This is a genomic window from Georhizobium sp. MAB10 (assembly GCF_045012825.1).
Lineage (GTDB): Bacteria > Pseudomonadota > Alphaproteobacteria > Rhizobiales > Rhizobiaceae > Georhizobium > Georhizobium profundi.
The window spans coordinates 2798360-2821216 of record NZ_CP118314.1 but is presented as its reverse complement, the minus strand read 5'-3'; the positions used below and the strand labels follow the sequence as shown (position 1 = coordinate 2821216).

The 22857-nt window shown below is 61.1% G+C and carries 25 protein-coding genes, 3 tRNA genes and 1 pseudogene; 18 read left to right on the top strand and 11 right to left on the bottom strand.

Going from position 1 to position 22857, the window contains the following annotated elements:
- Positions 1–18: 18 nt before the first annotated feature.
- The 9 genes from gatC (at position 19) to recJ (ending at position 9490) form a co-directional block, all read left to right on the top strand.
- A complete protein-coding gene (gene gatC, locus PU133_RS13480) occupies positions 19–306 on the top strand; it encodes an Asp-tRNA(Asn)/Glu-tRNA(Gln) amidotransferase subunit GatC (RefSeq protein WP_126010622.1) in 288 nt (95 codons plus the stop codon).
- Positions 307–360: 54 nt separating this feature from the next.
- On the top strand, positions 361–777 hold the full coding sequence (locus PU133_RS13475) for a GNAT family N-acetyltransferase (protein WP_404864538.1): 417 nt from the start codon (positions 361–363) through the stop codon (positions 775–777).
- On the top strand, positions 777–2258 hold the full coding sequence (gene gatA, locus PU133_RS13470) for an Asp-tRNA(Asn)/Glu-tRNA(Gln) amidotransferase subunit GatA (RefSeq protein ID WP_404862117.1): 1482 nt from the start codon (positions 777–779) through the stop codon (positions 2256–2258). The genes PU133_RS13475 and gatA overlap by 1 nt, the downstream gene beginning before the upstream one ends.
- A complete protein-coding gene (locus tag PU133_RS13465; protein ID WP_404862116.1) occupies positions 2252–2791 on the top strand; it encodes a GNAT family N-acetyltransferase in 540 nt (179 codons plus the stop codon). Before gatA ends, PU133_RS13465 begins: the two co-directional genes overlap by 7 nt.
- 114 nt (positions 2792–2905) lie before the next feature.
- Complete coding sequence (gatB, locus tag PU133_RS13460; RefSeq protein WP_404862115.1) at positions 2906–4408, top strand: Asp-tRNA(Asn)/Glu-tRNA(Gln) amidotransferase subunit GatB; 1503 nt, start codon at positions 2906–2908, stop codon at positions 4406–4408.
- Positions 4409–4412: 4 nt separating this feature from the next.
- Entirely contained in the window at positions 4413–4904 is a 492-nt protein-coding gene (locus PU133_RS13455; RefSeq protein WP_126010617.1) for a GNAT family N-acetyltransferase, read from the top strand.
- A 119-nt stretch (positions 4905–5023) separates the two neighbouring features.
- Positions 5024–6244, top strand: a complete 1221-nt coding sequence (locus tag PU133_RS13450) for an LL-diaminopimelate aminotransferase (protein WP_404862114.1) — start codon at positions 5024–5026, stop codon at positions 6242–6244.
- Between the two features lie 58 nt (positions 6245–6302).
- On the top strand, positions 6303–7628 hold the full coding sequence (locus PU133_RS13445) for a homoserine dehydrogenase (RefSeq protein ID WP_404862113.1): 1326 nt from the start codon (positions 6303–6305) through the stop codon (positions 7626–7628).
- 59 nt (positions 7629–7687) lie between these two features.
- A complete protein-coding gene (gene recJ, locus PU133_RS13440; RefSeq protein WP_404862112.1) occupies positions 7688–9490 on the top strand; it encodes a single-stranded-DNA-specific exonuclease RecJ in 1803 nt (600 codons plus the stop codon).
- 95 nt (positions 9491–9585) lie between these two features.
- On the opposite strand, the gene PU133_RS13435 is transcribed toward recJ, so the two are convergent.
- The 3 genes from PU133_RS13435 to PU133_RS13425 all read right to left on the bottom strand — a co-directional run bounded on the left by PU133_RS13435 (position 9586) and on the right by PU133_RS13425 (position 11684).
- Positions 9586–9660, bottom strand: a tRNA-Glu gene (locus PU133_RS13435).
- 151 nt (positions 9661–9811) lie between these two features.
- Complete coding sequence (locus PU133_RS13430) at positions 9812–11053, bottom strand: D-Ala-D-Ala carboxypeptidase family metallohydrolase (protein ID WP_404862111.1); 1242 nt, start codon at positions 11051–11053, stop codon at positions 9812–9814.
- 190 nt (positions 11054–11243) lie between these two features.
- A complete protein-coding gene (locus PU133_RS13425; RefSeq protein WP_404862110.1) occupies positions 11244–11684 on the bottom strand; it encodes a VOC family protein in 441 nt (146 codons plus the stop codon).
- Positions 11685–11871: 187 nt separating this feature from the next.
- Between PU133_RS13425 and PU133_RS13420 the strand changes: the two genes are divergently transcribed.
- Both PU133_RS13420 and PU133_RS13415 read left to right on the top strand, forming a co-directional pair.
- Entirely contained in the window at positions 11872–12450 is a 579-nt protein-coding gene (locus PU133_RS13420) for a cold-shock protein (RefSeq protein ID WP_126010611.1), read from the top strand.
- A gap of 15 nt (positions 12451–12465) precedes the next feature.
- The gene (locus tag PU133_RS13415) at positions 12466–12972 is read left to right on the top strand and encodes a DUF192 domain-containing protein (protein WP_126010610.1); all 507 of its coding nucleotides are present in this window, start codon (positions 12466–12468) and stop codon (positions 12970–12972) included.
- Positions 12973–13028: 56 nt separating this feature from the next.
- On the opposite strand, the gene PU133_RS13410 is transcribed toward PU133_RS13415, so the two are convergent.
- Positions 13029–13796 (bottom strand): EAL domain-containing protein, encoded by a 768-nt coding sequence (locus PU133_RS13410; RefSeq protein WP_404862109.1) that lies wholly within the window; start codon positions 13794–13796, stop codon positions 13029–13031.
- A gap of 185 nt (positions 13797–13981) precedes the next feature.
- Here PU133_RS13410 and PU133_RS13405 point away from each other — a divergent pair.
- The 7 genes from PU133_RS13405 (at position 13982) to PU133_RS13375 (ending at position 19286) form a co-directional block, all read left to right on the top strand.
- Positions 13982–14058, top strand: a tRNA-Pro gene (locus PU133_RS13405).
- A gap of 47 nt (positions 14059–14105) precedes the next feature.
- A complete protein-coding gene (locus PU133_RS13400; protein ID WP_126010608.1) occupies positions 14106–14411 on the top strand; it encodes an ETC complex I subunit in 306 nt (101 codons plus the stop codon).
- Between the two features lie 21 nt (positions 14412–14432).
- A tRNA-Arg gene (locus PU133_RS13395) sits at positions 14433–14509 on the top strand.
- Between the two features lie 194 nt (positions 14510–14703).
- On the top strand, positions 14704–16227 hold the full coding sequence (locus tag PU133_RS13390) for a DGQHR domain-containing protein (RefSeq protein ID WP_404862108.1): 1524 nt from the start codon (positions 14704–14706) through the stop codon (positions 16225–16227).
- Positions 16227–17492, top strand: coding sequence for a hypothetical protein (locus tag PU133_RS13385; protein ID WP_404862107.1), 1266 nt, complete (start codon positions 16227–16229; stop codon positions 17490–17492). The genes PU133_RS13390 and PU133_RS13385 overlap by 1 nt, the downstream gene beginning before the upstream one ends.
- Positions 17489–18628, top strand: a complete 1140-nt coding sequence (locus PU133_RS13380) for a DNA adenine methylase (RefSeq protein WP_404862106.1) — start codon at positions 17489–17491, stop codon at positions 18626–18628. Before PU133_RS13385 ends, PU133_RS13380 begins: the two co-directional genes overlap by 4 nt.
- A gap of 97 nt (positions 18629–18725) precedes the next feature.
- Positions 18726–19286 carry a hypothetical protein gene (locus PU133_RS13375; protein ID WP_404862105.1) on the top strand — a complete coding sequence of 187 codons (561 nt, stop codon included), beginning with the start codon at positions 18726–18728 and terminating at the stop codon, positions 19284–19286.
- A 3-nt stretch (positions 19287–19289) separates the two neighbouring features.
- Here the strand turns inward: PU133_RS13375 and PU133_RS13370 are convergent, their stop codons facing one another.
- The 7 genes and pseudogenes from PU133_RS13370 to PU133_RS13340 all read right to left on the bottom strand — a co-directional run bounded on the left by PU133_RS13370 (position 19290) and on the right by PU133_RS13340 (position 22531).
- Entirely contained in the window at positions 19290–20396 is a 1107-nt protein-coding gene (locus PU133_RS13370) for a hypothetical protein (protein WP_404862104.1), read from the bottom strand.
- Positions 20389–20658 (bottom strand): hypothetical protein, encoded by a 270-nt coding sequence (locus PU133_RS13365; protein WP_404862103.1) that lies wholly within the window; start codon positions 20656–20658, stop codon positions 20389–20391. Before PU133_RS13365 ends, PU133_RS13370 begins: the two co-directional genes overlap by 8 nt.
- Positions 20659–20743: 85 nt before the next feature.
- A pseudogene (locus tag PU133_RS13360) lies at positions 20744–21072 on the bottom strand (HNH endonuclease signature motif containing protein).
- Between the two features lie 10 nt (positions 21073–21082).
- Complete coding sequence (locus PU133_RS13355; protein WP_404862102.1) at positions 21083–21370, bottom strand: hypothetical protein; 288 nt, start codon at positions 21368–21370, stop codon at positions 21083–21085.
- Positions 21367–21984, bottom strand: a complete 618-nt coding sequence (locus tag PU133_RS13350; RefSeq protein ID WP_404862101.1) for a hypothetical protein — start codon at positions 21982–21984, stop codon at positions 21367–21369. Before PU133_RS13350 ends, PU133_RS13355 begins: the two co-directional genes overlap by 4 nt.
- Positions 21984–22268 carry a hypothetical protein gene (locus tag PU133_RS13345; protein WP_404862100.1) on the bottom strand — a complete coding sequence of 95 codons (285 nt, stop codon included), beginning with the start codon at positions 22266–22268 and terminating at the stop codon, positions 21984–21986. Before PU133_RS13345 ends, PU133_RS13350 begins: the two co-directional genes overlap by 1 nt.
- On the bottom strand, positions 22265–22531 hold the full coding sequence (locus tag PU133_RS13340) for a hypothetical protein (protein ID WP_404862099.1): 267 nt from the start codon (positions 22529–22531) through the stop codon (positions 22265–22267). The genes PU133_RS13345 and PU133_RS13340 overlap by 4 nt, the downstream gene beginning before the upstream one ends.
- Positions 22532–22857: the final 326 nt, after the last annotated feature.

Below are 22857 nucleotides of genomic sequence, written 5' to 3'. Positions count from 1 at the left end.
AAATCCCGGAGTTTTCGCATGTCTGTCGATATCGCAACGGTAAAGCGCGTTGCCCGTCTGTCCCGCCTCGCGGTGAGCGACGAGGATGCACAGCGCATGGTCGGCGAGCTCAACGTGATCCTCGGCTTCGTCGAGCAGCTGGACGAGGTCGACGTGAGCGGCGTCGAGCCGATGACCTCGGTGATCGCCATGGACATGAAGAAGCGCGCCGATGTCGTGACCGATGGCGACAAGGCTGCCGATATCGTGGCCAATGCGCCGGCTTCCGAAGAAGGGTTCTTCCTCGTCCCGAAAGTCGTGGAGTAGGCTGTGGATCTGGCTATCGCAGCCGAAACGCCTCTTCAGGACGATGTGCGTGACATGGTCAGCGCGCTGAACGCTCACATGATCCCGTTGACGCCGCGCGAGTTCCAGTTCCAGCTGACGGTCGAGCAGATGGCCGAGCCTTCGGTGACGGTGTTCGTCGCGCGCAATGGAGATGGAAACGCTGTCGGCATGGCGTCGCTGAAAGAGCATGGGGAAGGCCTCGGCGAAGTGAAGCGCATGTTCACCAAGCCCGAAGTGCGCGGCCAGCGCGTCGGCTCCGCGCTTTTGCAGCAGGTCGAGCAACGCGCTCGGGATCGCGGCCTGTCCCGCCTCGTTCTCGAGACAGGGGAGGCACCGGGTTTCGAAGCTGCATGGCGCATCTATGAGCGCAGCGGTTTCACCCAGTGCGGCGCTGTCCTCGACTATCCTGATTCCGGTTATTCCAGATTTTACGAAAAGAAGTTTGCCTGATGTCCGAACTGACCCGCCTGACCATCGCCGAAGCTCGCGAAAAGATGCGCGCACGCGACCTTTCCTCGGTCGAACTGACGGATGCCTATCTGAGCGCGATCGAAGCTGCCAACCCCTCGATCAATGCCTATGTGACGGTCACAGCTGACAAGGCGCGCGCCATGGCAAAGCGCTCGGACGAGCGCATGGCGAGCGGCGAGGCGGGAGCACTCGAAGGGATCCCGCTTGGCATCAAGGATCTTTTTGCGACGGAAGGCGTCCACACGCAGGCCTGCAGCCATATCCTGAACAGCTTCGAGCCGCGCTACGAATCAACCGTCACGTCCAACCTCTGGAACGACGGCGCCGTCATGCTCGGCAAGCTGAACATGGACGAGTTCGCCATGGGCTCGTCCAACGAGACGTCTCATTACGGCCCGGTCGTAAACCCCTGGCGCGTCGAAGGCTCCAACAAGAGCCTGGTGCCCGGCGGCTCCTCCGGTGGCTCCGCGGCAGCCGTTGCCGCCGAACTCTGCGCCGGCGCTACCGCGACCGACACGGGCGGCTCCATCCGCCAGCCGGCGGCATTCACGGGCACGGTCGGCATCAAGCCGACCTATGGCCGTTGCTCGCGCTTCGGCATCGTCGCCTTCGCATCCTCGCTGGATCAGGCCGGTCCGATCGCTCGCGACGTGCGCGATGCGGCGATCATGCTGCGTTCCATGGCCTCGACCGATGCCAAGGACACGACCTCGGTCGATCGCGCGGTTCCAGACTACGAGGCCGCAGTTGGGCGCTCGGTCAAGGGCCTGAAGATCGGCATTCCGAAGGAGTACCGCGTCGACGGCATGCCGGGCGAGATCGACGCGCTCTGGCAGCAGGGCATTGACTGGCTGAAGGATGCCGGCGCCGAAATCGTCGAGATTTCGCTGCCGCACACCAAATACGCGTTGCCTGCCTACTACATCGTTGCACCGGCCGAAGCCTCGTCCAACCTCGCGCGTTACGACGGTGTGCGCTACGGCCTGCGCCAGCAAGGCCGCGACATTTTGGAAATGTACGAGAAGACCCGCGCCGAAGGCTTTGGCGAGGAGGTCCAGCGCCGAATCATGATCGGTACCTATGTGCTTTCCGCCGGCTATTACGACGCTTACTACCTGAAGGCGCAGAAGGTCCGCACGCTGATCAAACGTGATTTCGAGACCGTCTTTGCCGATGGCGTCGATGCGATCCTGACGCCGGCAACGCCATCTGCAGCCTTCGAGATCGGCGATGCCGAAATGGCAGCCGATCCGGTCAAGATGTACTTGAACGACATCTTCACGGTCACGGTGAACATGGCTGGCCTTCCGGGCATCGCCGTGCCGGCGGGCACCTCGACGGATGGACTGCCGCTCGGTTTGCAGCTGATCGGCCGGCCCTTCGACGAAGAGACGCTCTTTGCCGCAGCCAGCGTCGTGGAGAAGGCTGCCGGCCGCTTCACGCCAAAGCGTTGGTGGTAATCCGACCAGCCAAACGCAGTGATGCCGCGAAACTCGCGGAGATCGGATATCGTGCCTGGGAAGACCGCCTGTCGGTTTGGGCATCGGGCCAGACAAACGTCGCGAGCCTTCGCCGCAACGCGATGGACTCCTATCTCACCTTCACGAGCCGCAGCTGGTCGCTGATCCGTGTTGCTGAGGAAGATGGCATTCCGGTGGGCTGGGGCGCCCATGAAGACCCACTCGACGTGGAAACAGCCAGGCCCAACGCCATTTCAGATCTCTGGATCGATCCCGACTTTCAGCGGCGCGGTCACGGCGCGAAGCTGCTCAGCTGCCTCGAGGATGAAATCGTCGAGGCGGGACACGAGACTGCCGAGCTCGAAACCCATGCCCGCAATCACGAGGCGATCGCGTTCTATCGCCGCTATGGCTATACGGTGATCTGGCTTTCGACGGTCTATTCCGCATCGCTCGACCGCGACATTGAAAAGGTCGGAATGTCGAAGCGCCTGGTGCATGAGCCCGAAATTGAGATCTACGGCCCTGCTTGATGGTATTGCGTCGCAGGGAAAGCGGATCGGCAGCAGCGCCAAAGTCCTTGCGCCGGGCAGCCCGATGTTCTAGCCAAAACCCATTCCCTCAAGGCCATTGAAGAGCGTCACCGCATGACCATCGTCGATACCCGCACACCCGATCCGAAGCGCTTCATCCCCGGTGCCACCGGCGATTGGGAAGTCGTCATCGGTATGGAGGTGCATGCGCAGGTGACGAGCAAGTCGAAGCTCTTTTCCGGTGCATCGACAGAGTTCGGCAAGGCGCCGAACGCCAACGTCTCGCTCGTCGATGCCGCGATGCCCGGCATGCTGCCGGTCATCAACGAGGAATGCGTGAAGCAGGCGGTGCGCACCGGCCTTGGCCTCAAGGCCCAGATCAACAAGCGCTCGATCTTTGACCGCAAGAACTATTTCTACCCGGACCTGCCGCAGGGCTACCAGATCTCCCAGTTCAAAGACCCGATCGTCGGCGAAGGCAAGATCGTGATCTCGGTCGGACCGGACCGTAAGGGCGAGTTCGAAGACATCGAAATCGGCATCGAGCGGCTGCACCTGGAACAGGATGCCGGCAAGTCGATGCACGACCAGCATCCGACCATGTCCTATGTGGACCTGAACCGCTCGGGCGTCGCGCTGATGGAAATCGTTTCCAAGCCGGATCTGCGCTCTTCCGACGAGGCGAAGGCCTATCTCACCAAGCTGCGCACCATTCTGCGTTACCTCGGCACCTGCGACGGCAACATGGACGAAGGCTCCATGCGGGCCGACGTCAACGTGTCCGTGCGCAAGCCAGGCGGCGACTTCGGAACGCGCTGCGAGATCAAGAACGTCAACTCCATTCGCTTCGTCGGCCAGTCCATCGAATACGAAGCGCGCCGCCAGATCGCCATTCTGGAAGAGGGTGGCTCGATCGACCAGGAGACGCGCCTGTTCGATCCGGGCAAGGGTGAGACCCGCTCCATGCGCTCCAAGGAAGACGCGCACGACTATCGCTATTTCCCCGATCCGGACCTTTTGCCGCTTGAGTTCGACGATGCGTTCATCGAAGAGCTGGCCGCGCATCTGCCGGAACTGCCGGACGACAAGAAGGCGCGGCTGATCGAGACGGTGGGGCTTTCCGTCTATGACGCCTCCATCCTGGTGTCCGACAAGGCGATTGCCGACTATTTCGAACGCGCCGCCAAGGGCCGCGACGGCAAGCTCGTCGCCAATTGGGTCATCAACGACCTCCTGGGCGCCCTGAACAAAGCCGGTCAATCCATTGAAGAGACTCCGGTTTCGCCCCATCAGCTCGGCGCCATCGTCGACCTCATCAAGGCTGAAGTGATCTCCGGCAAGATCGCCAAGGATCTCTTCGAGATCGTCTGGAACGAGGGCGGCGACCCGGCTTCCATCGTCGAAGAACGCGGCATGAAGCAGGTCACGGATACCGGCGCGATCGAGAAGGCCGTGGATGAGATCATTGCCGCCAACCCCGACCAGGTCGAGAAGGCGAAGGCCAAGCCCTCGCTCGCCGGCTGGTTCGTGGGGCAGGTGATGAAGGCGACGGGTGGTAAGGCCAACCCGCAGGCGGTCAACGCCCTGGTCAAGGCCAAGCTCGGCCTCGAGGACTGAACCCATGTTCTTCGTGCGAACGGCGATGAAGGCCGATCTTCCCGCCGTTCAAACTCTGCTGACCGAAACGTGGCACGCGACCTATGACACGCTCTACGGCGTGGAGAAGGTGGCGGAGATCACGCGTTCTTGGCACTCCGTGGAAGCGCTCCAGACGCGCCTGTCGCGGCCGCAATCGGAATTTCTGGTTGCCGATGACGGCAAGCGGATCGGCGGGATGGCCTATGCGGCCCGCTCCGACAAGGATGTGGTCCTGCTCCACCAGATTTACGTGCACCCATCGCTGCAGCGCCAGGGTATTGGCCGCGATCTCTTCGCCGAGATCGAAACCTGCTTCGACGGGGCGAAGCGCATCCGCCTGGAGGTCGAGCCCGAAAACGAAGCCGCATGCGCTTTTTACCGCGCCCACGGGTTCGTGGAGGTCGGGCGCACCGAAAATTGCGGAGCCGACGGTTCCGGCATCCCGGCGCTGGTGATGGAAAAGCCGCTTACCTGAGCGATCTTCAATGCGGCGCGCTTGCTCGCCACAATGTCCCGCTTGCTTTTGCGCTTGATTGGACGCATGCACGGCGTTCCACTATTCTTGGCCAAACCCAGTCTGATCCGGATAAATCGATGGAAGAGTTTCACAAGGTCCGCCGCCTTCCGCCCTACGTCTTCGAACAGGTCAACCGCCTGAAGGCGAGCGCGCGAGCGGCCGGCGCCGACATCATCGATCTCGGCATGGGAAATCCGGATCTGCCGACGCCGAAGGCCGTCGTCGACAAGCTGTGCGACGTCGTGCGCGATCCTCGCACCCACCGCTACTCGTCCTCGCGCGGTATCCCAGGCCTTCGCAAGGCTCAGGCTGCCTATTACGCTCGCCGCTTCGGCGTAAAGCTGAACCCTGACACGCAGGTCATCGCGACGCTCGGCTCCAAGGAAGGCTTCGCCAATATGGCGCAGGCGATCACCGCGCCGGGCGATGTCATCCTGTGCCCAGATCCGACCTATCCGATTCACGCCTTCGGCTTCCTGATGGCAGGCGGCGTGATCCGCTCCATGTCGGTCAAGCCCGACGACCAGTTCTTCGTCGCGATCGAGCGCGCCGTGCGCCATTCGATCCCAAAGCCGCTCGCGCTGATCCTCAACTATCCGTCGAACCCGACCGCCTACACGGCCGACCTCGATTTCTACAAGGAAGCGGTCGCGCAGGCGAAGAAGCACGACATCATCATCCTGTCGGATCTTGCCTATTCGGAGATCTATTTCGACGACAATGCGCCGCCGCCGTCGGTCCTGCAGGTGCCGGGTGCAATGGATGTGGCGGTGGAATTCACCTCCATGTCGAAGACCTTTTCCATGCCCGGCTGGCGCATGGGCTTTGCCGTCGGCAACGAGCGGCTGATTGCGGCGCTGTCTCGGGTCAAATCCTATCTCGATTACGGTGCCTTCACGCCAATCCAGGTTGCGGCGTCAGCTGCGCTCAACGGCGATGGCTCCGACATCGAAGAGGTGCGCAGCATCTACAAGCGTCGCCGCGACGTGCTGGTGGATAGCTTCGGCAAGGCGGGCTTCGACGTGCCGCCGCCGGCCGCCACCATGTTCGCCTGGGCTCCGATCCCGGAAAAGTTCAAGTCGCTCGGTTCGCTGGAATTTTCGAAACTTCTGGTCGAGAAGGCAGATGTCGCCGTGGCGCCCGGCATCGGTTTCGGCGAGCAGGGCGACGACTATGTGCGTATCGCACTGGTGGAGAACGAGCACCGCATCCGCCAGGCCGCGCGCAACATCAAGCGCTTCCTTGCAACGGCGGACGAGACGATGCACAACGTCATCGCGCTGAACGCACGGCGCTGATGCCTTTCGGCCGCGGGCATCTATCCGCGGTCCTTCCAAGCCGAACGATGGAAATTCCATGTCTGAACCGCTGAAAATCGGGATCGCAGGTCTCGGTACCGTTGGAGCCGCGCTCGTCCACGTCCTCGTGTCGCGCTATGCGCTGCTGGCCGAAGCCTGTGGCCGGCCCATCGAGATCGTCGCCGTGTCGGCGCGCGATCGGGAACGCAACCGCGGAATCGACCTGCGCGCCATGACATGGTTCGACGATCCGATCGAACTTGCAAAGACCGGCGACATCGACGTCTTCGTCGAACTGATCGGCGGCGCGGCCGATCCGGCCTTGAGCGCGGTCGAAGCGGCGCTGTCGCGCGGCATCCACGTCGTCACCGCCAACAAGGCGCTGCTCGCCAAGCACGGCGTGCGGCTGGCGGCACTCGCGGAAGAAAAAGGCGTTCTCCTCAACTTCGAGGCGGCCGTCGCCGGCGGCATTCCCGTCATCAAGGCCATGCGCGAGTCGCTCACGGGCAACCGCGTCAGCCGCCTCTACGGCATCATGAACGGCACGGCGAACTACATCCTGACGACGATGGAGCGTGAGGGCCTGAGCTTCGAGGCTTGCCTGAAGGAAGCGCAGCGCCTCGGCTATGCGGAAGCGGACCCGACCTTCGATATCGAAGGCAACGACACCGCGCACAAGCTTGCGATCCTCACAAGCCTTGCCTTCGGCACCGAAATCGCAGCCGACGACATCTATCTCGAAGGCATCTCCAACATCTCGATCGACGACATCCGTGCCGCCGACGATCTCGGCTACCGCATCAAGCTCCTGGGCGTCGCGCAGCGCACCGACTCTGGCATCGAGCAGCGCGTTCATCCCACAATGGTGCCGAAGGACAGCGTTATCGGCCGCGTCGATGGTGTCACGAATGCGGTGGCGATCGAATCCGACGTGCTCGGCGAACTGATCATGTCGGGCCCAGGTGCGGGCGGTGACGCGACAGCCTCGGCCGTCATGGGCGATATCGCCGACATCGCCAAGAGTCGCCCGGGTATCCAGCACGGCCCGGCGCTCGGCAAGCCGGCAGCCAAGCTTGTCCCTTACAAGCGCGCCAAGATGCGCAGCCATGAAGGCGGCTATTTCATCCGCGTCACCGTGCAGGACAAGGCCGGCGTCTTCGCGTCGATCGCCACGCATATGGCGGAAAACACCATCTCGCTCGAATCGATCGTTCAGCGCGCCAAGCATGCTTCGCCGGCAGGAACCGGTCGCCAGACGGTCGTGCTCGTCACCCATGCGACCACCGAAGCCTCCGTCCGGGCGGCCGTTCAGGCCATGGTCGCAGACGGCTACACGATCGGCGCGCCGCAGGTCATCCGGATCGAGCGGCCGAAAGCGGCTTGAGCTTGAGGCGCGCTTGGCGCCGTTCAGGGCGTCTCGTTTGAAGGGAAACGAAGATAGAGATGGCGCCGATACCGGGTGAGGTCAGCCGGGCATTTCTGGATGTGGAGCGCTCGCTGACCGGCCAGCGCTGGGTTCAGCGCCTCGATCAGGCGGGCCTCAACCAGGCGCTCGCCATCTCCCAGTCCCTCGGCCTTTCGGAGCTGGTCGCCCGCGTGATGGTCGGCCGCGGCGTGTCCATGGCTGATGCTGCCGACTTTCTCGATCCGACGCTGAAACGCCTGATGCCCGATCCGTCGACGCTGACCGACATGGATCGGGCGGCCGAGCGCCTGGCGGCAGCCATCATCATCGGCGAACGCATCGCCATCTTCGGCGACTACGATGTCGACGGGGCGTGTTCGTCAGCGCTGATGAAGCGGTTTCTCGACCATTTCGGCATCCGGAGCGAAATCTACATCCCCGACCGCATCTTCGAAGGCTATGGGCCAAACGTCGCTGCCATCGACGAATTGATCGATCGCGGCAACCGGCTGATCGTGACCGTCGACTGTGGCTCGACGAGCCATGAGTCGCTGGCTGCCGCCGCCGCGCGGGGGATCGATGTGGTGGTGATCGACCACCATCAGGTCGGCAATGTGCTTCCGCCATGCGCTGCACTGGTCAACCCCAACCGGGAGGACGATCTTTCGGGCCAGGGTCACCTCTGTGCTGCCGGTGTCGTGTTCCTGACGCTCGTCGCCACGCTCCGGCTCCTGCGCATGCGCCAGCAGCCGGGTCATCAGACGATGAACCTCCTTTCGCTGCTCGATCTCGTTGCGCTTGGCACTGTATGCGATGTCGTTCCTCTGAAGGGGCTGAACCGCGCTTTCGTAACCAAGGGGCTCGTCGCCGCCCGCCAACTGGCCAATCCGGGCCTCGCCGCGCTGGTGCGCGTTGCCGGTATCGGCGGACCCATCACGCCCTATCATTTCGGGTTCATGATCGGCCCGCGCATCAATGCCGGCGGGCGCATTGGTGATGCCGCCCTTGGCAGCCGACTGCTGACCATTGAGGACCGGGCACAGGCCGACCAGATCGCCATCCAGCTCGACGGGCTGAACCGCGAACGCCAGGCGATGGAAACGGCGATGCTGGAGGAGGCGGAAGCCGAAGCGCTGGCGGAATATGCCAACGGCTCGGGCCCGGCCGTTTTCGTTACGGCGCGCGAGGGCTGGCATCCTGGCATCGTCGGTCTCATCGCTTCGCGCCTGAAAGATCGGTTGCGCAGGCCGGCATTCGCCATCGCTTTTGACAGCCAGGGCAAGGGCTCGGGCTCCGGGCGATCAATTGCCGGGTTCGATCTCGGCCGGGCGGTGCGCGCAGCGGTGGATCAGGGGCTGCTGGTCAAGGGCGGCGGTCATGCCATGGCGGCCGGCCTCACGGTCGAGCGCTCGCGGCTCGGCGCGCTTCGTGCTTTTCTGGAAGAGCAGGCCGCGAAAAAGGTGGCGAGCCTCGTGGCCGACAGCACGTTGCAGATCGATGGTGCGCTTTCAGCGACAGGCGCGACGCTAGCCCTCTTCGATCTTCTCGAATCGGCCGGCCCCTATGGCGCCGGCCATCCGCAACCCATTTTCGCCCTGCCGCGCCACCGCTTGGTGGATGCGCGGACCGTCGGCAACGGCCATGTGAAGATTAGCGCCGCCGCAGCCGATGGCCGGCGTGTCGATGGCATCGCGTTTCGTGCTGCCGACAGCGAACTGGGACAGGGACTGCTTGCCGGGCAGGGGCTGTCGTTTCATTTCGCAGGAACGCTCACTGCAGACCACTGGCAGGGAACGCAACGTGTCCAACTGAGACTGCTGGACGCCGCTCGGGCTGATTGATCGGGATCTGGAAATTGGTTGCTCTGGCAAGCAAGCAGCGCAGCGACCGAACTCGGTCGGCTGTGACGATAATGGCGACTGCTTCAGGAGAGGGGTGGCACGCCCTAGGGGAGTCGAACCCCTCTTTCCAGAATGAAAATCTGGCGTCCTAACCGATAGACGAAGGGCGCATGCCGTGGTCGCCGCGAGGCGATGGGCGTCTTATAGTCAGGTGATCTGGTTCCCGCAAGCGCCAAACCGACCGATTTCGAAAAAAAATGACAGAAGAATGTGGTTTTTTGAGTCGGTGTTTTGTCAAGCCCAAACAAGGGCTTGCATGCATCAGCTGCGACGGCGGCAGCGCCAGTTCCAGTCGCGCTTCGAGCCGATATCCACATGCACGGAATCGGTGTGGCAGTAGGTGCCGACACCACCGCGCCCGGGCAGGCTGCGGGCGAACTCCGCGATGTCCCACTTGCTCACGCCCGGCACCTGAATGTCGGCCGCTTCGCAATACATGTGCCGTGATTCCATCGCGCCGCCGACCTTGCGATTGTAGGCACGATCGCGGAAGCCGGAGGTGACGAGAACCGGCCGGCCGAAATGGGCCTCGATCCGCTTCAGGGTCTGAACCAGTTGAGGCTTGAGGCAGGCGACGTCGACGCGCTCGTGTTGCGTCCGCAACCGGCCGCCGGCAAGTCCGGCGATGCCGGCTGCAGAGGCAAGCCGAACCGTGCCGTTGTCGTCGGAATAGGAATTGTAGTCGAAGCCGTCGCGGTGCTGGAGCTGGTACAGCGATCCGACTTCGCGGACGCCTGGCAGCACCGGTCCATCGGTGTTGGCGACACTCAGACGCGCGCGCGGCGGGCTCGATTCGATGGAAGCCGTGGTGATCTGCGCGGGTGGCGCTTCTTCGGCAAACTCGTCTTCCGACTCCACCGTGTCGTCTTCGGCAGCGCCGAGATCGATGATCGGTTGCGGAGCGCGATCATTCGACTGCTGAATGACCGGGCGCGGTTCGGCATCATCACCGCCATTGCGCGAAAAGAGACGGGCGAACGGGGAAGGGCCCCGGTCCGTCTCTTCCGACAAAGCGTTGACGGGCGCGGATGTCGAAGCCTGCTCGGCCGAGGCCACCTGCTGCGGCTCACCGGCGGTGGCGGCCCGCGCAGTCGGATCCGCAACCTCTCCCGGCGCCGCGGCAGCGACGGCCTGCTCGGTCTCGGCTTGTGGCTGTGGTGCGACGGCTTCGGATGCGACAGTCTCGGCTTCTGGAACCGGAACGGTCTGCGTCGCAGCAGTCTCTACGGCTGCTTCGGCCGCGGCATCCGCTGTGGCGGTATCGGCAGGGGCGCCATCACCCGCTACCGTCGCAGCCGCGTTGCTCACCGGCGCATTGGCGCCAGAGGCACCAACGCTGCTCGAAGGTCGGCTGATCGCCGAAGTGGTGATGGATGGATCGCCGTTGAAACCGAGCTGACCATCGTCGGAGACTGCACATGCCGACAGCAATCCGAGAAGGGCGGTGGCCCCCGCCAGTCGCTTCAGAATATGGGCTGTCTGGCTGCGTCTTTCGACCTGCAATACCCCGTCCCCGCTCGTCCCGCTCTCAATATATGGCGAGCGTTTTAAGCAACTCGGCCGATATTGTCCATGCCCCGTGAGATTTCAGGGTCCAAACCGAATCACATGACCTTTCGGCCGATGAAAATCCGTGCGTTGGACATGGGAGAGCGAGACGGTGGAAACGATATTGTGTCGATGTTCGATGCGATTACCAGCTGCCGGTATTCTGCATCGAAGCCCATGGCTCCTGGCGCGGCAAGGCATCGCCTTTCTGCAGCAATTCGATCGAAATGCCATCCGGCGAGCGCACGAAGGCCATGTGCCCGTCGCGGGGCGGGCGGTTGATCGTGATGCCCGCATTCTGCAGCTTGCTGCAAAGAGCGTAGATGTCGTCGACCACATAGGCGAGGTGACCGAAATTGCGGCCGCCGGTATAATCTTCCGGGTCCCAGTTGTAGGTGAGCTCTACCATCGGTGCGCGCTCGCTCTCGGCCCGCGCCTTGTCCTCGGGAGCCGCCAGGAAGACCAGGGTGAAACGACCCTGTTCATTTTCCATGCGCCGGATTTCCACAAGGCCCAGCTTGTTGCAGTAAAAGTCGAGTGAGGCGTCCAGATCGCGCACGCGCACCATCGTGTGGAGATAACGCATCGGGGTGTCCTTTCATTTTGGTTCGGTCAGCCCGTAGGTAGGCGCAAGCGTGGCGCACACAATGCCGCCTCGTATGATTGGTCCTGTATTCATGGAAAAGTAACACTTGCGCAGAGCGCCCTTTGCGATGCTATTCTGACAGACGAGAATCAAGATTACTTGGCTCGCATGACAAAGGCGGTAGGGGATGGGGGACAGCTCCTCGCATAAGGAATTTCGGCTCGACGACGCGGTCCTTGGCGATCCCGTCGACCTGATGGAGATTTCCGGCACCATCAAATGGTTCGATGTTGCCAAAGGTTTCGGCTTCATCGTGCCTGACAACGGGATGGAAGACGTTCTTCTACATGTCACCTGTCTGCGCCGTGACGGTTACCAGACGGTCATGGAAGGCACGCGCGTGGTATGCGAGATCCAGAAGCGGGATCGGGGCTACCAGGCCTTCCGCGTCCTTTCGATGGATCAGTCTAACCTGCCGCATCCCTCGCAGCTGCCGCCGGCGCGTACCAAGGTTCAAGTGACGCCGACGAGCGGGCTCGAGCGCGCCATCGTCAAATGGTTCAACCGGACCAAGGGCTTCGGGTTCGTCTCGCGCGGCGAGGGCACCGAAGACATTTTCGTGCACATGGAGACTTTGCGTCGCTTCGGTCTTGCCGAACTGCGTCCCGGCCAGATCGTGCTCGTTCGCTTCGGTCCGGGCGGCAAGGGCCTTATGGCTGCCGAAATTCACCCCGACAACGACAGTCCGTTCCCGCAATCGCACTGATCGATCGGAGTGCAGATGATCTTTACCCGCCGCCATCTGGTTGCGAGCGCCGCATCGGCGCTTTTTCTTTTTATCGCAGCACCGCTTCAAGCCCAGGACCAGCAGGGTGAACCCTCGCTGCTGCCGGTCCATGAGGAGCGTCTGGTCATCGAAACCTCCGAAGGCAGCTTCGATTATTCCGTGGAACTGGCCCTCAACGGGCGCGACCGTGCTTCGGGCCTCATGTTCCGCGAGCAGATGGACGATGATCACGGCATGCTCTTCCGCTTCGAGGAGCCACGCCAGATCACCATGTGGATGCGCAACACGCTGATCCCGCTGGACATGATCTTCATCCGCGGCGATGGCACGGTCGCCGGCCATCACGCAGATGCGGTTCCGCTGTCGGAAGCCGTCATCGCCTCGCCCGAGCCGGTGCTGTTCGTGCTTGAGCTCAATGCCGGCAAGGCCGAGGAAATGGGGCTGGCCGAAGGCGATCGCGTCTCCCATCCGATCGTCGCTGAAGCGGCTGGCGCGCAATAGCGCTTGTCGAGAGGGTCGTGCCGCCAGGTGCCCGCTGTTTATACGGTGGGCTCGCGTCAGGCGGCGGTCGCGAACAATCCGTCGAGTTCCGCAGTTGCAGCCAGGCTCTCGAAAGTCGGCCGCGCCAGCACATAGCCTTGCACCAGCCGCACGCCAAGGTCGCGCAGGACCTTCAGCTCTCCAGTCGTCTCCACACCTTCGCACAGCGGCACGACGCCGAGATCGTCCAGCATTGCTAGCGTATGGCGAACGATCGTGCGCTTGACGGGATTGGTGTCGATATCCCGGATCAGCTCCATGTCGAGCTTCACGATGTCGGGCTGGAACTGGGAGAGAAGTGCCAGACCCGCGTGACCGGCGCCGAAATCATCAATGGCCGTCTTGAAGCCCATGTCGCGATAGGTGCGCAGGATATGCAGCACATGCGCGGTATCGAGCCGCTCGTCCTCCGTGAATTCGAAGATGATCCGATCCAGCGGAAAGCCCGTCTTCATGGCGGTGGCCAGCGTCACGCGAATGCAGGCGCGGGGCTCGTAGACGGCATTCGGCATGAAATTGATCGACAGCTTCGTCGGAGCCTGCCGATCGAAAAGCGTGGCCGCGAGCTCGATCGCCTTGACGCGGCACTGCTGGTCGAAGGCGTAGCGGTTGTGGTCCTTGATCTGGCCGAGCACATGACCGGCACCTTCGCCGGAAAGACCCCGGACCAGCGCTTCATGCGCAAACACGTCGCCCGTTGAAATGTCGATGATCGGCTGAAACGCCATGGAGAACGCGACATCGAGGTCGCTTCCGTCGCGACAGCCCGTGCAATTGATTCCCATGAACGCACCTCTCCCGATCAGCCAGAGCGCATTGATAAGCGGGCGAGCCCTAAAATTTCGTTGCAATTGCATGAAGTAACGTCGTCGAATGTAGATGCGCCGTGGCGCCACCGGCGCGATTTCCAAGCATCGGCAGATTTTCTCCTTGCGCGCCATCCGCCGCAAAGGTAGGGGTCTCGCGTCGGCGGAGCGTAGCGCAGCCTGGTAGCGCATCTGGTTTGGGACCAGAGGGTCGCAGGTTCGAATCCTGCCGCTCCGACCAATCAAACTTTCCGGCGACGAGCAGGTTAGGGGAGACGCTGAGGCATCATGACGGCCAGGATCTACCGCCCCGCAAAGACGGCAATGCAATCCGGCAAGGCCAAGACCCAGGATTGGGTGCTTCGCTATGAGCCTGAAATCCCTCGTTCGATCGACCCGATGATGGGTTATACCTCCTCGCGCGACATGAAGCAGCAGATCAATCTGAGCTTCGACACCCGCGAGGCCGCGATCGACTACGCCGAACGCAACGGCATTGCCTATCGCGTCATCGAGCCGAAAGAGCCGAAGCGTAGCCGGGTCGCCTATTCCGACAACTTCCGCTATGACCGAAAGATGCCTTGGACGCACTGACGCCACCGTCAGCGCCCGCACGGCCCCTTAGCTCAGCTGGATAGAGCACCGGCCTTCTAAGCCGATGGTCGCAGGTTCGAATCCTGCAGGGGTCGCCATCAGATCAATCCCTTAGATCGCCGTTATCCGCAGGGTTCCAACATGGCCCTGAGCCAGTTCCAACTTTTGTTCCCGGTTTCTCTTTATTCTGTGCGTCCGGCTGATCAGAACGGTAACGAAGTTGCAGCTTTCGGATGACAAGCTGAAGGTGTTGCGATTAGAAACACACTAAATGGTTGGGGGGGGCGTCAAAGTGGCGGGCAAGATCCAGGCAATCCGTTTCAAGCAGTGGTTGCCAGAATGGGATGATTTTGACTTCGATGCCGAACAGCATCGACGAAAGCCCGATGAGCACATTTTGCTGTTTTCGATGCCAGCGGTCCAGCTGCGGGCTCTCAGCGGCGTGTATAGACGAACTCGCGATCAAGACGGGGGCGAAGGTCTTCAGCGCCTCCACGACCCTAAAAGGTCAGCGGCAATTCGGGACTTTGTCCGCTTCGGTCACCCGTTCAGCAGTCTTCCCCCATCCGCACGGGACGATGTCGCCACTACCATGCGTAAACCTGGCTGGTTGCCGACGGCTATCGTCGTGAACATTCTCACCGCAAAGGATGAGCGCAGAGGACGAAGGGTTGCTAACTCTGACTTAGTGAGCGTTCATGACAGCGGGGAGAATCGAGCAGAGCTTGGGCTTCCGTATCTTGATCGCCTTGAACAATGGGAACCGGCAGACCTTGAGCCTTTCGAGGTAATCGATGGACAGCACCGACTGTGGGCGTTCGACGAGGCCTTCAAAGATGGCAGTCTTCCGGGAGACTTTGAGCTTCCAGTAGTTGCATTCACTGGTTTGGATGTGGGCTGGCAGGCATATCTGTTCTGGTCAATCAACGTTTCTCCCAAACGCATAAATCCGAGTCATGCGTTTGACCTTTTTCCGCTTTTGCGATCAGCGGAATGGCTCGAAACGTTGTCGGATTTGCGCATTTATCGCCAAGCGCGGGCGCAAGAATTGACTGAGATTCTGTATACTCAGCCGGAGAGCCCCTTTCACAATCGAATTAACATGTTGGGCGAATCGACGAAGACAGCTCCTCCCGGTGCTGGAGTAACCCAGGCGGGCTGGGTCCAGGCGATTACCACCAGCTTTCTGTCTACAGGTAGTGGGCGATCGGCTAATGGTCTGTTCGCGGCTGAAATAACTCCGAGCAGGGGGCCGCTTCCGTGGTCTCGACCGCAACAAGCCGCTTTTCTTATCGCATTGTGGAGCGCTATACGCCGGTCAATTCTGGACAGCCAGCACATTTGGATCGACAGTCTGATACGACCGAACGGGCAAGAACCGCTTGATCAGATCCGTATAGAAGCATTTGCCGGCAGCCGTACCATGCTCAATCAGGAGCAAGGTGTGCGTGGTGTGCTCGCGGTTGCCAATGAGCTTTTCTTTTCCCTCGCACAGCTCAATCCTGACCTGTTCGAATTTAACTCCAAGATCATCGCGGGCACGGCAACTTCGCCTGAGGACGTGACAGTCGCTTTAGAGGAATTGAGCAGCTCTGAGTTGATGAGCAGGATCCATGATTTCGCATCGGGGATCGTTAGCTTTGACTGGAGATCGGCCGATGCGCCGGGCTTAAGTGACGACCAACGCATGCTGAAGCGTGCTTTCCGTGGAAGTAGTGGCTACGTCGCTCTGCGTGAGCAGCTCTTTCGGCATTTATCTGTCGGTTCGAAAGAAGTCGCGCAGGTCGCGGCCGAAGCTCTGAAGCGTTTGATCTAATGGCAGCTCAATTAGGTACCGCAGAAAAAGCTGCGTTGGCGCAAGCTGATCGTACATCTGTGATTGATGCATTGAGTCGATTTCGCAACGGGGTTTGTCCACCTTGGCTGCCACCTTCGCATCCATTTCAGAATGGTACGCCGCCCAACGCATCCGTAGCATTCTCCAATGTATCCAGCTCGGATATGATTGAAATGGTCGCCGTCCGCGGTCCTCTCCACGCAATAGATGGGTGGAGTTACTTAGGAAGGGCGATTTCAGCTCTGCTCAGTGGGCAGACACACGTCGTCAGGCATCTTTCCTACTATGCGGAGCTGAGGGCCGCGCTCTCAATTCTCGCGAGTTCCGGAGTTGGAATATTTAATCGCCAACATGTGGTGATTGATTCTACGGGCGCAGCTCACACGTTTTCACAGAAACCGACACATCAGATCGCATGGCTCACTCTCGCTGAATGGGCTGTCCATTCTTCAAGTTTGGAGCGTCTAATCAAGCCGATGGCCTTCGCGGGGGCGTCGCTGTTGGACCCATTTGACGACTTCTTCCCCGCCCAGCGCTCAACAGCTGCGGGCGAGTTGATGGAACGCTGGGGCTTCGATCTACAGCAAGGAATGGTGGATCGGGACGAACGTAATTGGTCAAGTTATCAGCCAACTGCGCTTCAGCCTGCACAGACCACCCCAGCCCAAGACTCTGAATTTCTGAGGATGTTTTGGCACGCATGTCGACCGAGCAGCATCGAGCTGGAGCGTCACTTGCTTCGCATTCTTCTGGAGACAGAGGCACTGGGCCAAGGCTTCCATCTATACGAACTGCCGTCTCGCTATGATCGGTTACATGAAAACATCAAAGCCGTGATTTCCTTCGAATTCTTGAAGCGCGAACTTGAACCTATTGATCACGACTTTCTCTGCTGCGTAGCCAGTTCCACTTTGCCGGCTCCTCCGTATGCAATGATGTCTAGAGCAGCGCTCCTTCTAAAATTGGCGACCGGCATGGCTGAAGAAAACTTGCGGAGTGCCGGCGTCCAACCCGTGAAGCATTTTGACAACTGGTGGCAAGATTTCGGCGTGAGCCACGGGCTTTGGCGACCGGGTCTGCCGCCGGCAACTACAGCAGATCTCTGGGATGATATCGACGCGGCAATCGAAGACATTGCTTCGGCGCCAACGGCTCATAGGCATGAATGGGTCTCCGCAATGGCAGGCAACGCCATTCGCATGTGCGAAACAGAGCGTGTCGCCCTTTGGGGGCTCTTTCCATGAAATACATGGGTTCGAAACGTGCTATGCTCGGCAATGGTCTTGGCGAGGCGCTTGGACGCTCCTTGGACGGAGCAAATCGCGTGCTAGACCTCTTCACCGGCTCGGCGGCAGTTGCGTGGTATGTGGCCGAGCGGTTCAGGAAAGAAGTTCACGCAGGTGATCTTCAACAGTACTCAACCGTGATTGCGGCCTCCGTGATTGAACGTACTTCGCCAATTTCAGATTTTGATTGGCTGGATCGCTGGATGACTCACGCTGAGGCAGCCGTGATGGGCGATCCAAGGTGGCGGGATATCCAAGAACTACAAGATTGCTTGCATAGGCACCCAGTCACGCATTCAGCCGCCAGCGCACGGGCGATTGATTTTGATGACAAGTGGCCAATCAGCAAAGCGTATGGCGGATATTACTTTTCTCCGTGGCAGTCGATGTGGCTCGACGCGCTGCGCAAAAATCTACCTGACGTGGCTGATCAGCGAAATGTGGCTTTAGCTGCTCTGATACAATCCGCTAGTCGTTGTGCCGCCTCGCCAGGGCATACCGCTCAACCGTTCAAGCCCAACGAAACAGCCGGACGCTTCCTCATCGAGGCGTGGCAAAGAAACTTACCGGAGATGGTCCGGGTTCGCGTATCAGAGATCGCTCCTAGGACGGCGTTTAAAAAAGGCCGCGCGTACTGTCTGAATGCTCACCAACTTGCCGAGACAGCCCGTCCAAACGACCTGGTATTCCTCGATCCGCCATATTCAGGGGTGCATTACAGTCGCTTCTATCATGTCCTTGAGAGCGTCGCCCGAGGCGAAGTTGGTGAAGTGTCTGGGTCCGGTCGCTATCCATCAAAAGACGAGCGTCCGACGTCAGAGTATTCGATGCTGAGCACCTCGAAGCATGCCTTCGACGATTTGCTTGCTATTCTAGCTAGGCAGAAAGCGAACGTGATTGTTACGTTTCCAGCCGGGAAGGCATCAAACGGGCTCAGCGGCGACGACGTTAGGGCCATCGCTGCCGATCATTTTCGTATTCAGGAGGCTATCGTCACCTCTCGGTTTTCGACCATGGGCGGGGATTTGAAGCACCGAGCAGCACGACAAGATGCTGACGAGCTAATACTCACACTATCATCTAGAGCTGGGTGATGATCCTTATGCATAGGGCTCGATAGCGTAGCGCCTACATTTGACGATGGCGCCGCTCGCGACAGCGCATCACAATCGACTTTAGATGGAACTTAATATGACGGCAAAGAAGGATCAGATTGAGATCCTAAAGTACCTTCATCAACGCCTTGCCAGCGGTGATGAGAGGTATTGTACAATCTCAACTATTAGGAAAAACACGGGCCTCGAACACCCCAGTCAGTATATATTAGCCTTGACTGACGATCTTGAAGCGGCTGGTCTTGTCATCACGCGTCAAGCTTATCAAATGGCGGGGGGAAAGTTATTTCAGATTACTGCTGCCGGCTACGATGCTGTTGAACAAGGAAACGTTTCGATCAGTTTCGACAGTTCAGCATGGACTGGACGGATCAACTTATCCGATAGTCAGAAGGCTGAGATCCAAAAGATCCTTGGTGAAATCCGAGCCATCGTGGAAGGCTCAAAGCTGTCAAATGCGCAAACGGCCAATGCCATTGCATTGATCGAAGCTGCCGAAACTCTGATCGAGACCCCCGATCCGCTTTGGCCTGAGATACTCCGCCTGCTGCGCTCACCCATACTCGGGAATGTCACCGGAGTTGGCAGTCTGCTAATGGGCATCGTGGCAATGTTAATGGCCGCTGCTAATTCGTAGACGCTATTCGCCTCTTAGTAGCGAGCGCCCCTTAAGCCGAGCCGCATCGGCCTGTCTTACCGCGCTTAGATCCACAGGCTGATACGTCTTATGCAACGCATTTGAAGTCGAGATCGTGTTGCCCATTTTAGCGGATAGCGTAGCGGGATCCGCGCCGCCGATATTCGCTTCAATCGCTCCGGACCGCCGCATGTCGGCTAGAGTTCGGCGATCGCCCGGGAAGCACGCCTCGCGCACAACGGCGAAGTCATCTGGCATCGAAAAGCGGGAGTAAGGCGCGCCGGAGCGGTTGCGCAGGATCGTGCCGACCTCGGCCGGGTGCTTTGCGAGATACGCATCGAGCAGCGCGAGCGTGCGCCGGCCCATAGTGCCAATGACGTCGCGGCCGGACTTGGCGCGCGCTAGGTCGAAGTGGCGGCTTGCTTTCGCGCCATTGAGGTCTGCCATCGTCAAGCGGCGAAGATCCACCGGTGAGAACTGTGTGTCCCAGGCGAGAGCGATCGCCACGGCCATGCCATGGTATCCGAGCCGCCATGCGCGCTTGGCGAGCCAGACGGCTTCCCAGTGGCGCCATGATGCCTTCCGGGGCGCCGGTGCGACGTTGCGGATTCCAAGCGATGGGTCGTTCTTGCCGCCGCAGATATTGAAGGCCGCGCAGATCCGCCAGAGGGCACGCCATATCTTGATGGTGCGATGAGCCTCGCGCAGCGAAACGTTGTTCATGATCAGTCGCCGAAACTGCGACAGTGTCTCAAGTGAAATCTCGGGGCTCGTCGGGGATAGGTCGCCAAAGACGGGCTCGATCCGCGCCCATGCCCGTTCCCACTCTTCGCGCGTCCTGGGCTTCTTCGCCGTCCATTCGTCGGTCCGACGGTAGCGGTCGAAGGCATCGCCGATCGAGTTTGCAGGCCATCTCGGCTGCGCGTCCTGCGCGCGGCCCTGACGGTGACGCTGCCAGCGCTCGTTCCAGTCCTGCGCGATCTTCCAGGCGGCCGGTCCGTCGGGACCGCAGCGGATGATGGTGAAACCAGCGGCCTTCATCGTTGGCGTCGGCTGCCAGTAGCCGCGGCCCTTCTTCACCGAATAGTACGGGATCTTGATCTTACCCACCCATCCGCTCCAGCCTGGCTCTCACGAGGCCGGAATCCTGCGCATGGGCTTCGACTGGTGGCAAGCCCCTGCGATGACGGCGCGCACGCCATTCGTCGATCGCGTCCAAGTCATAGTTGCCCGTATCAGGATCGGAGGGCGGGAAGCCACGCGAGAGCAATCGGGGCAGGAGCTGTTCGAATTGCTCCAGCTCTAGCCCCAGCCGGCGCGCTGCCTTTTCCGGCGGCACATCGCGGGGGTCGACGAGAAACCGAATTCCCATGATTCCCTCCTAGATCAGCGGGCCGCGCCGATCGGCGCTGGCGCATGCGGGGCTGGTGTGGGTGCATCGCCTTGCGCGGCACCGTTCATTTCGCGGCCACCAATCGGCGGGCGGACGCGCGACGCATTTGGTTGCGCTTGTGAGTCACCATTTCGAGATGATCGGGGTCCGGGTTCACGCAAAGCCGATTTCGGCACTTGTGGTCGATCTGCTTCTTGCCGGGTACATAGCCGTGCTCATTGGTAAACATCACGCGGTGGACTGCACGGTTTGCCCTGAGAGGGTCATTCGCGGGTATCCAGCGCCTCGGCCGCTCTCGCCCGAGGTCGGGCCAGTCCAGATCCAACATCCGGTTGCCTCGTCGACCACCACATTGGCCAGCACCTTGGCTCGGATGTCATCGCGGCGACACATCGCGGCTCTCCTACAGGAGCGGGCCGCGCCGATCGGCGCTGGCGCATTCGGGGCAGGTGTGGGCGTAGGGATCGGCCTTCGCGCCGCCTGCGATGCGAGGCGGCTTGCCGAAGAGGTCGCTCGTGTCGCGATCGCGGCCGGCGGCTGCTGCGGCCGGGATCTTGCGGACGATCCAACCGGCCGCCTTGGCATCGGCGATCATTACGCGAAAGTCTTCCTCGGCGTAGGTGTTCGGATAAGCGGCGGGGCAGGCGTCGCAGGTGATTTGCATGTGCTTGTCGTGGCGGGTGATGCTCATGCCGCGCGTCTCCATGCTTCGAATCGGGCGCGCAAGTCGCGCCAGCGGGCGGCTGCGGCTTCGTCGGTGTTGAGGTGTTTGCGGCTGGTGATGGAGAGTGCCCAGCGCAGCAGCTCGGCAGCGGCGCCTGCGTTGGGGCAAGGCTTTTCCATCAGCTCGCACAAGAATTGCCGGAAGGCGGGCTCGTCGCACTTCATCGACGCCTCGGCGGCGTAATTTCGGTGCCGATTGTCATCGGGAATGGTCTGGTGCGACGACTGGCTGGCATCGCGTGGCGCGTGAAGGTCCGCCGGCGGGGTCGATGGCAATCCCGCCAATTCGAGCGCTTTGCGATACCAGCCAATTTCGCGCTCGAGCCGCTTGATGCGGCCGGCGGCCCGTCTGACGAGGCCGACGAGAAACCAGATGTCATCATGTGCACGGGCAAGGAATTCGGCAAGCCCATGGCCAACATGACGATCGAGCACGGCGATGCGGCCGCTCTCGCTGGTGGCCGGTTCCACGCCTTCCAAGGCGAGGCTGCGGTCCTTCTCGACGACAAGCGTGAGCGTACAGCCGTCGCCCATGCGGGCTTCGATCGCTCTCAATCGCCTGGCGTCTTCGGAGGGCTGCATCAGACGCGGCGCTCCAGCTCGTAGGCGCGCGCATCCATGATCGTCTGCTGTGTGAGCTGACCCATCGCAAAACCGATCACGAAGATGGCGCCGACAAGGATCGTGACGAGGACCGCATCGGTAATGCTCCTGGTCTGCATCGCGGCTAGTTGTTTGCCCTCTTCGGTCGGCATGACCATGGGCGGAAGCGTCTCGTCGTTGGCCGGGCGGCCCACCGGATGCTCGATGTCGTCGAGGCAGGCATCGACCAAAGAAAAGCGAGTGCCGTGGATCGGCGCCTTCATCGCACGACACTCCGCACCGAAGCGCGGCGGGCGCGCTTGGCGGCGACGGGCGCCAGGCGGGCGATGAGCGCTGGCGAAGCTCCGGTGCGGCCGGCGAGCAGCTCGACGGTGACGCTGACACCCGACCCGGCGAAGACGCGCATATCGTCGGCCATGCGATCGATGAGGCATTCGCGCATGTGCGTCAGGCAACTGGGTGCGCAGGACTGGCGGGGTGTGCGGCCCTGCGGCTGTGCAGCTGGGCGATACTGAGTGCGGATCATCGCAGTCTCCTGAAAAGAGGAGACCGCGCAGCTTACCTTGGGAGGAGAGCGAGGGGCCGCGCGGCCGTTCCGCAGGGAGGGGAACGATGCGGACGATATGCGGACAAGTGACCGCTGTCAATCAGAATGCGGACATCTGACCGCAATTTGTGTTATGGATGGTGGTCGGCGACGAATCGGCGATCGCCGCAACGAGGGCTCAGGGATGCCAGCAGACGATTTTACGATCGGATCTATCGAACCCGCTTGTCAGCACTTTCAGTTCTGCGGACTTGTCGACACGCGTAGTCGAGAGCGCGGCATGCAGTGCGCTAAGCAGGCGGCGC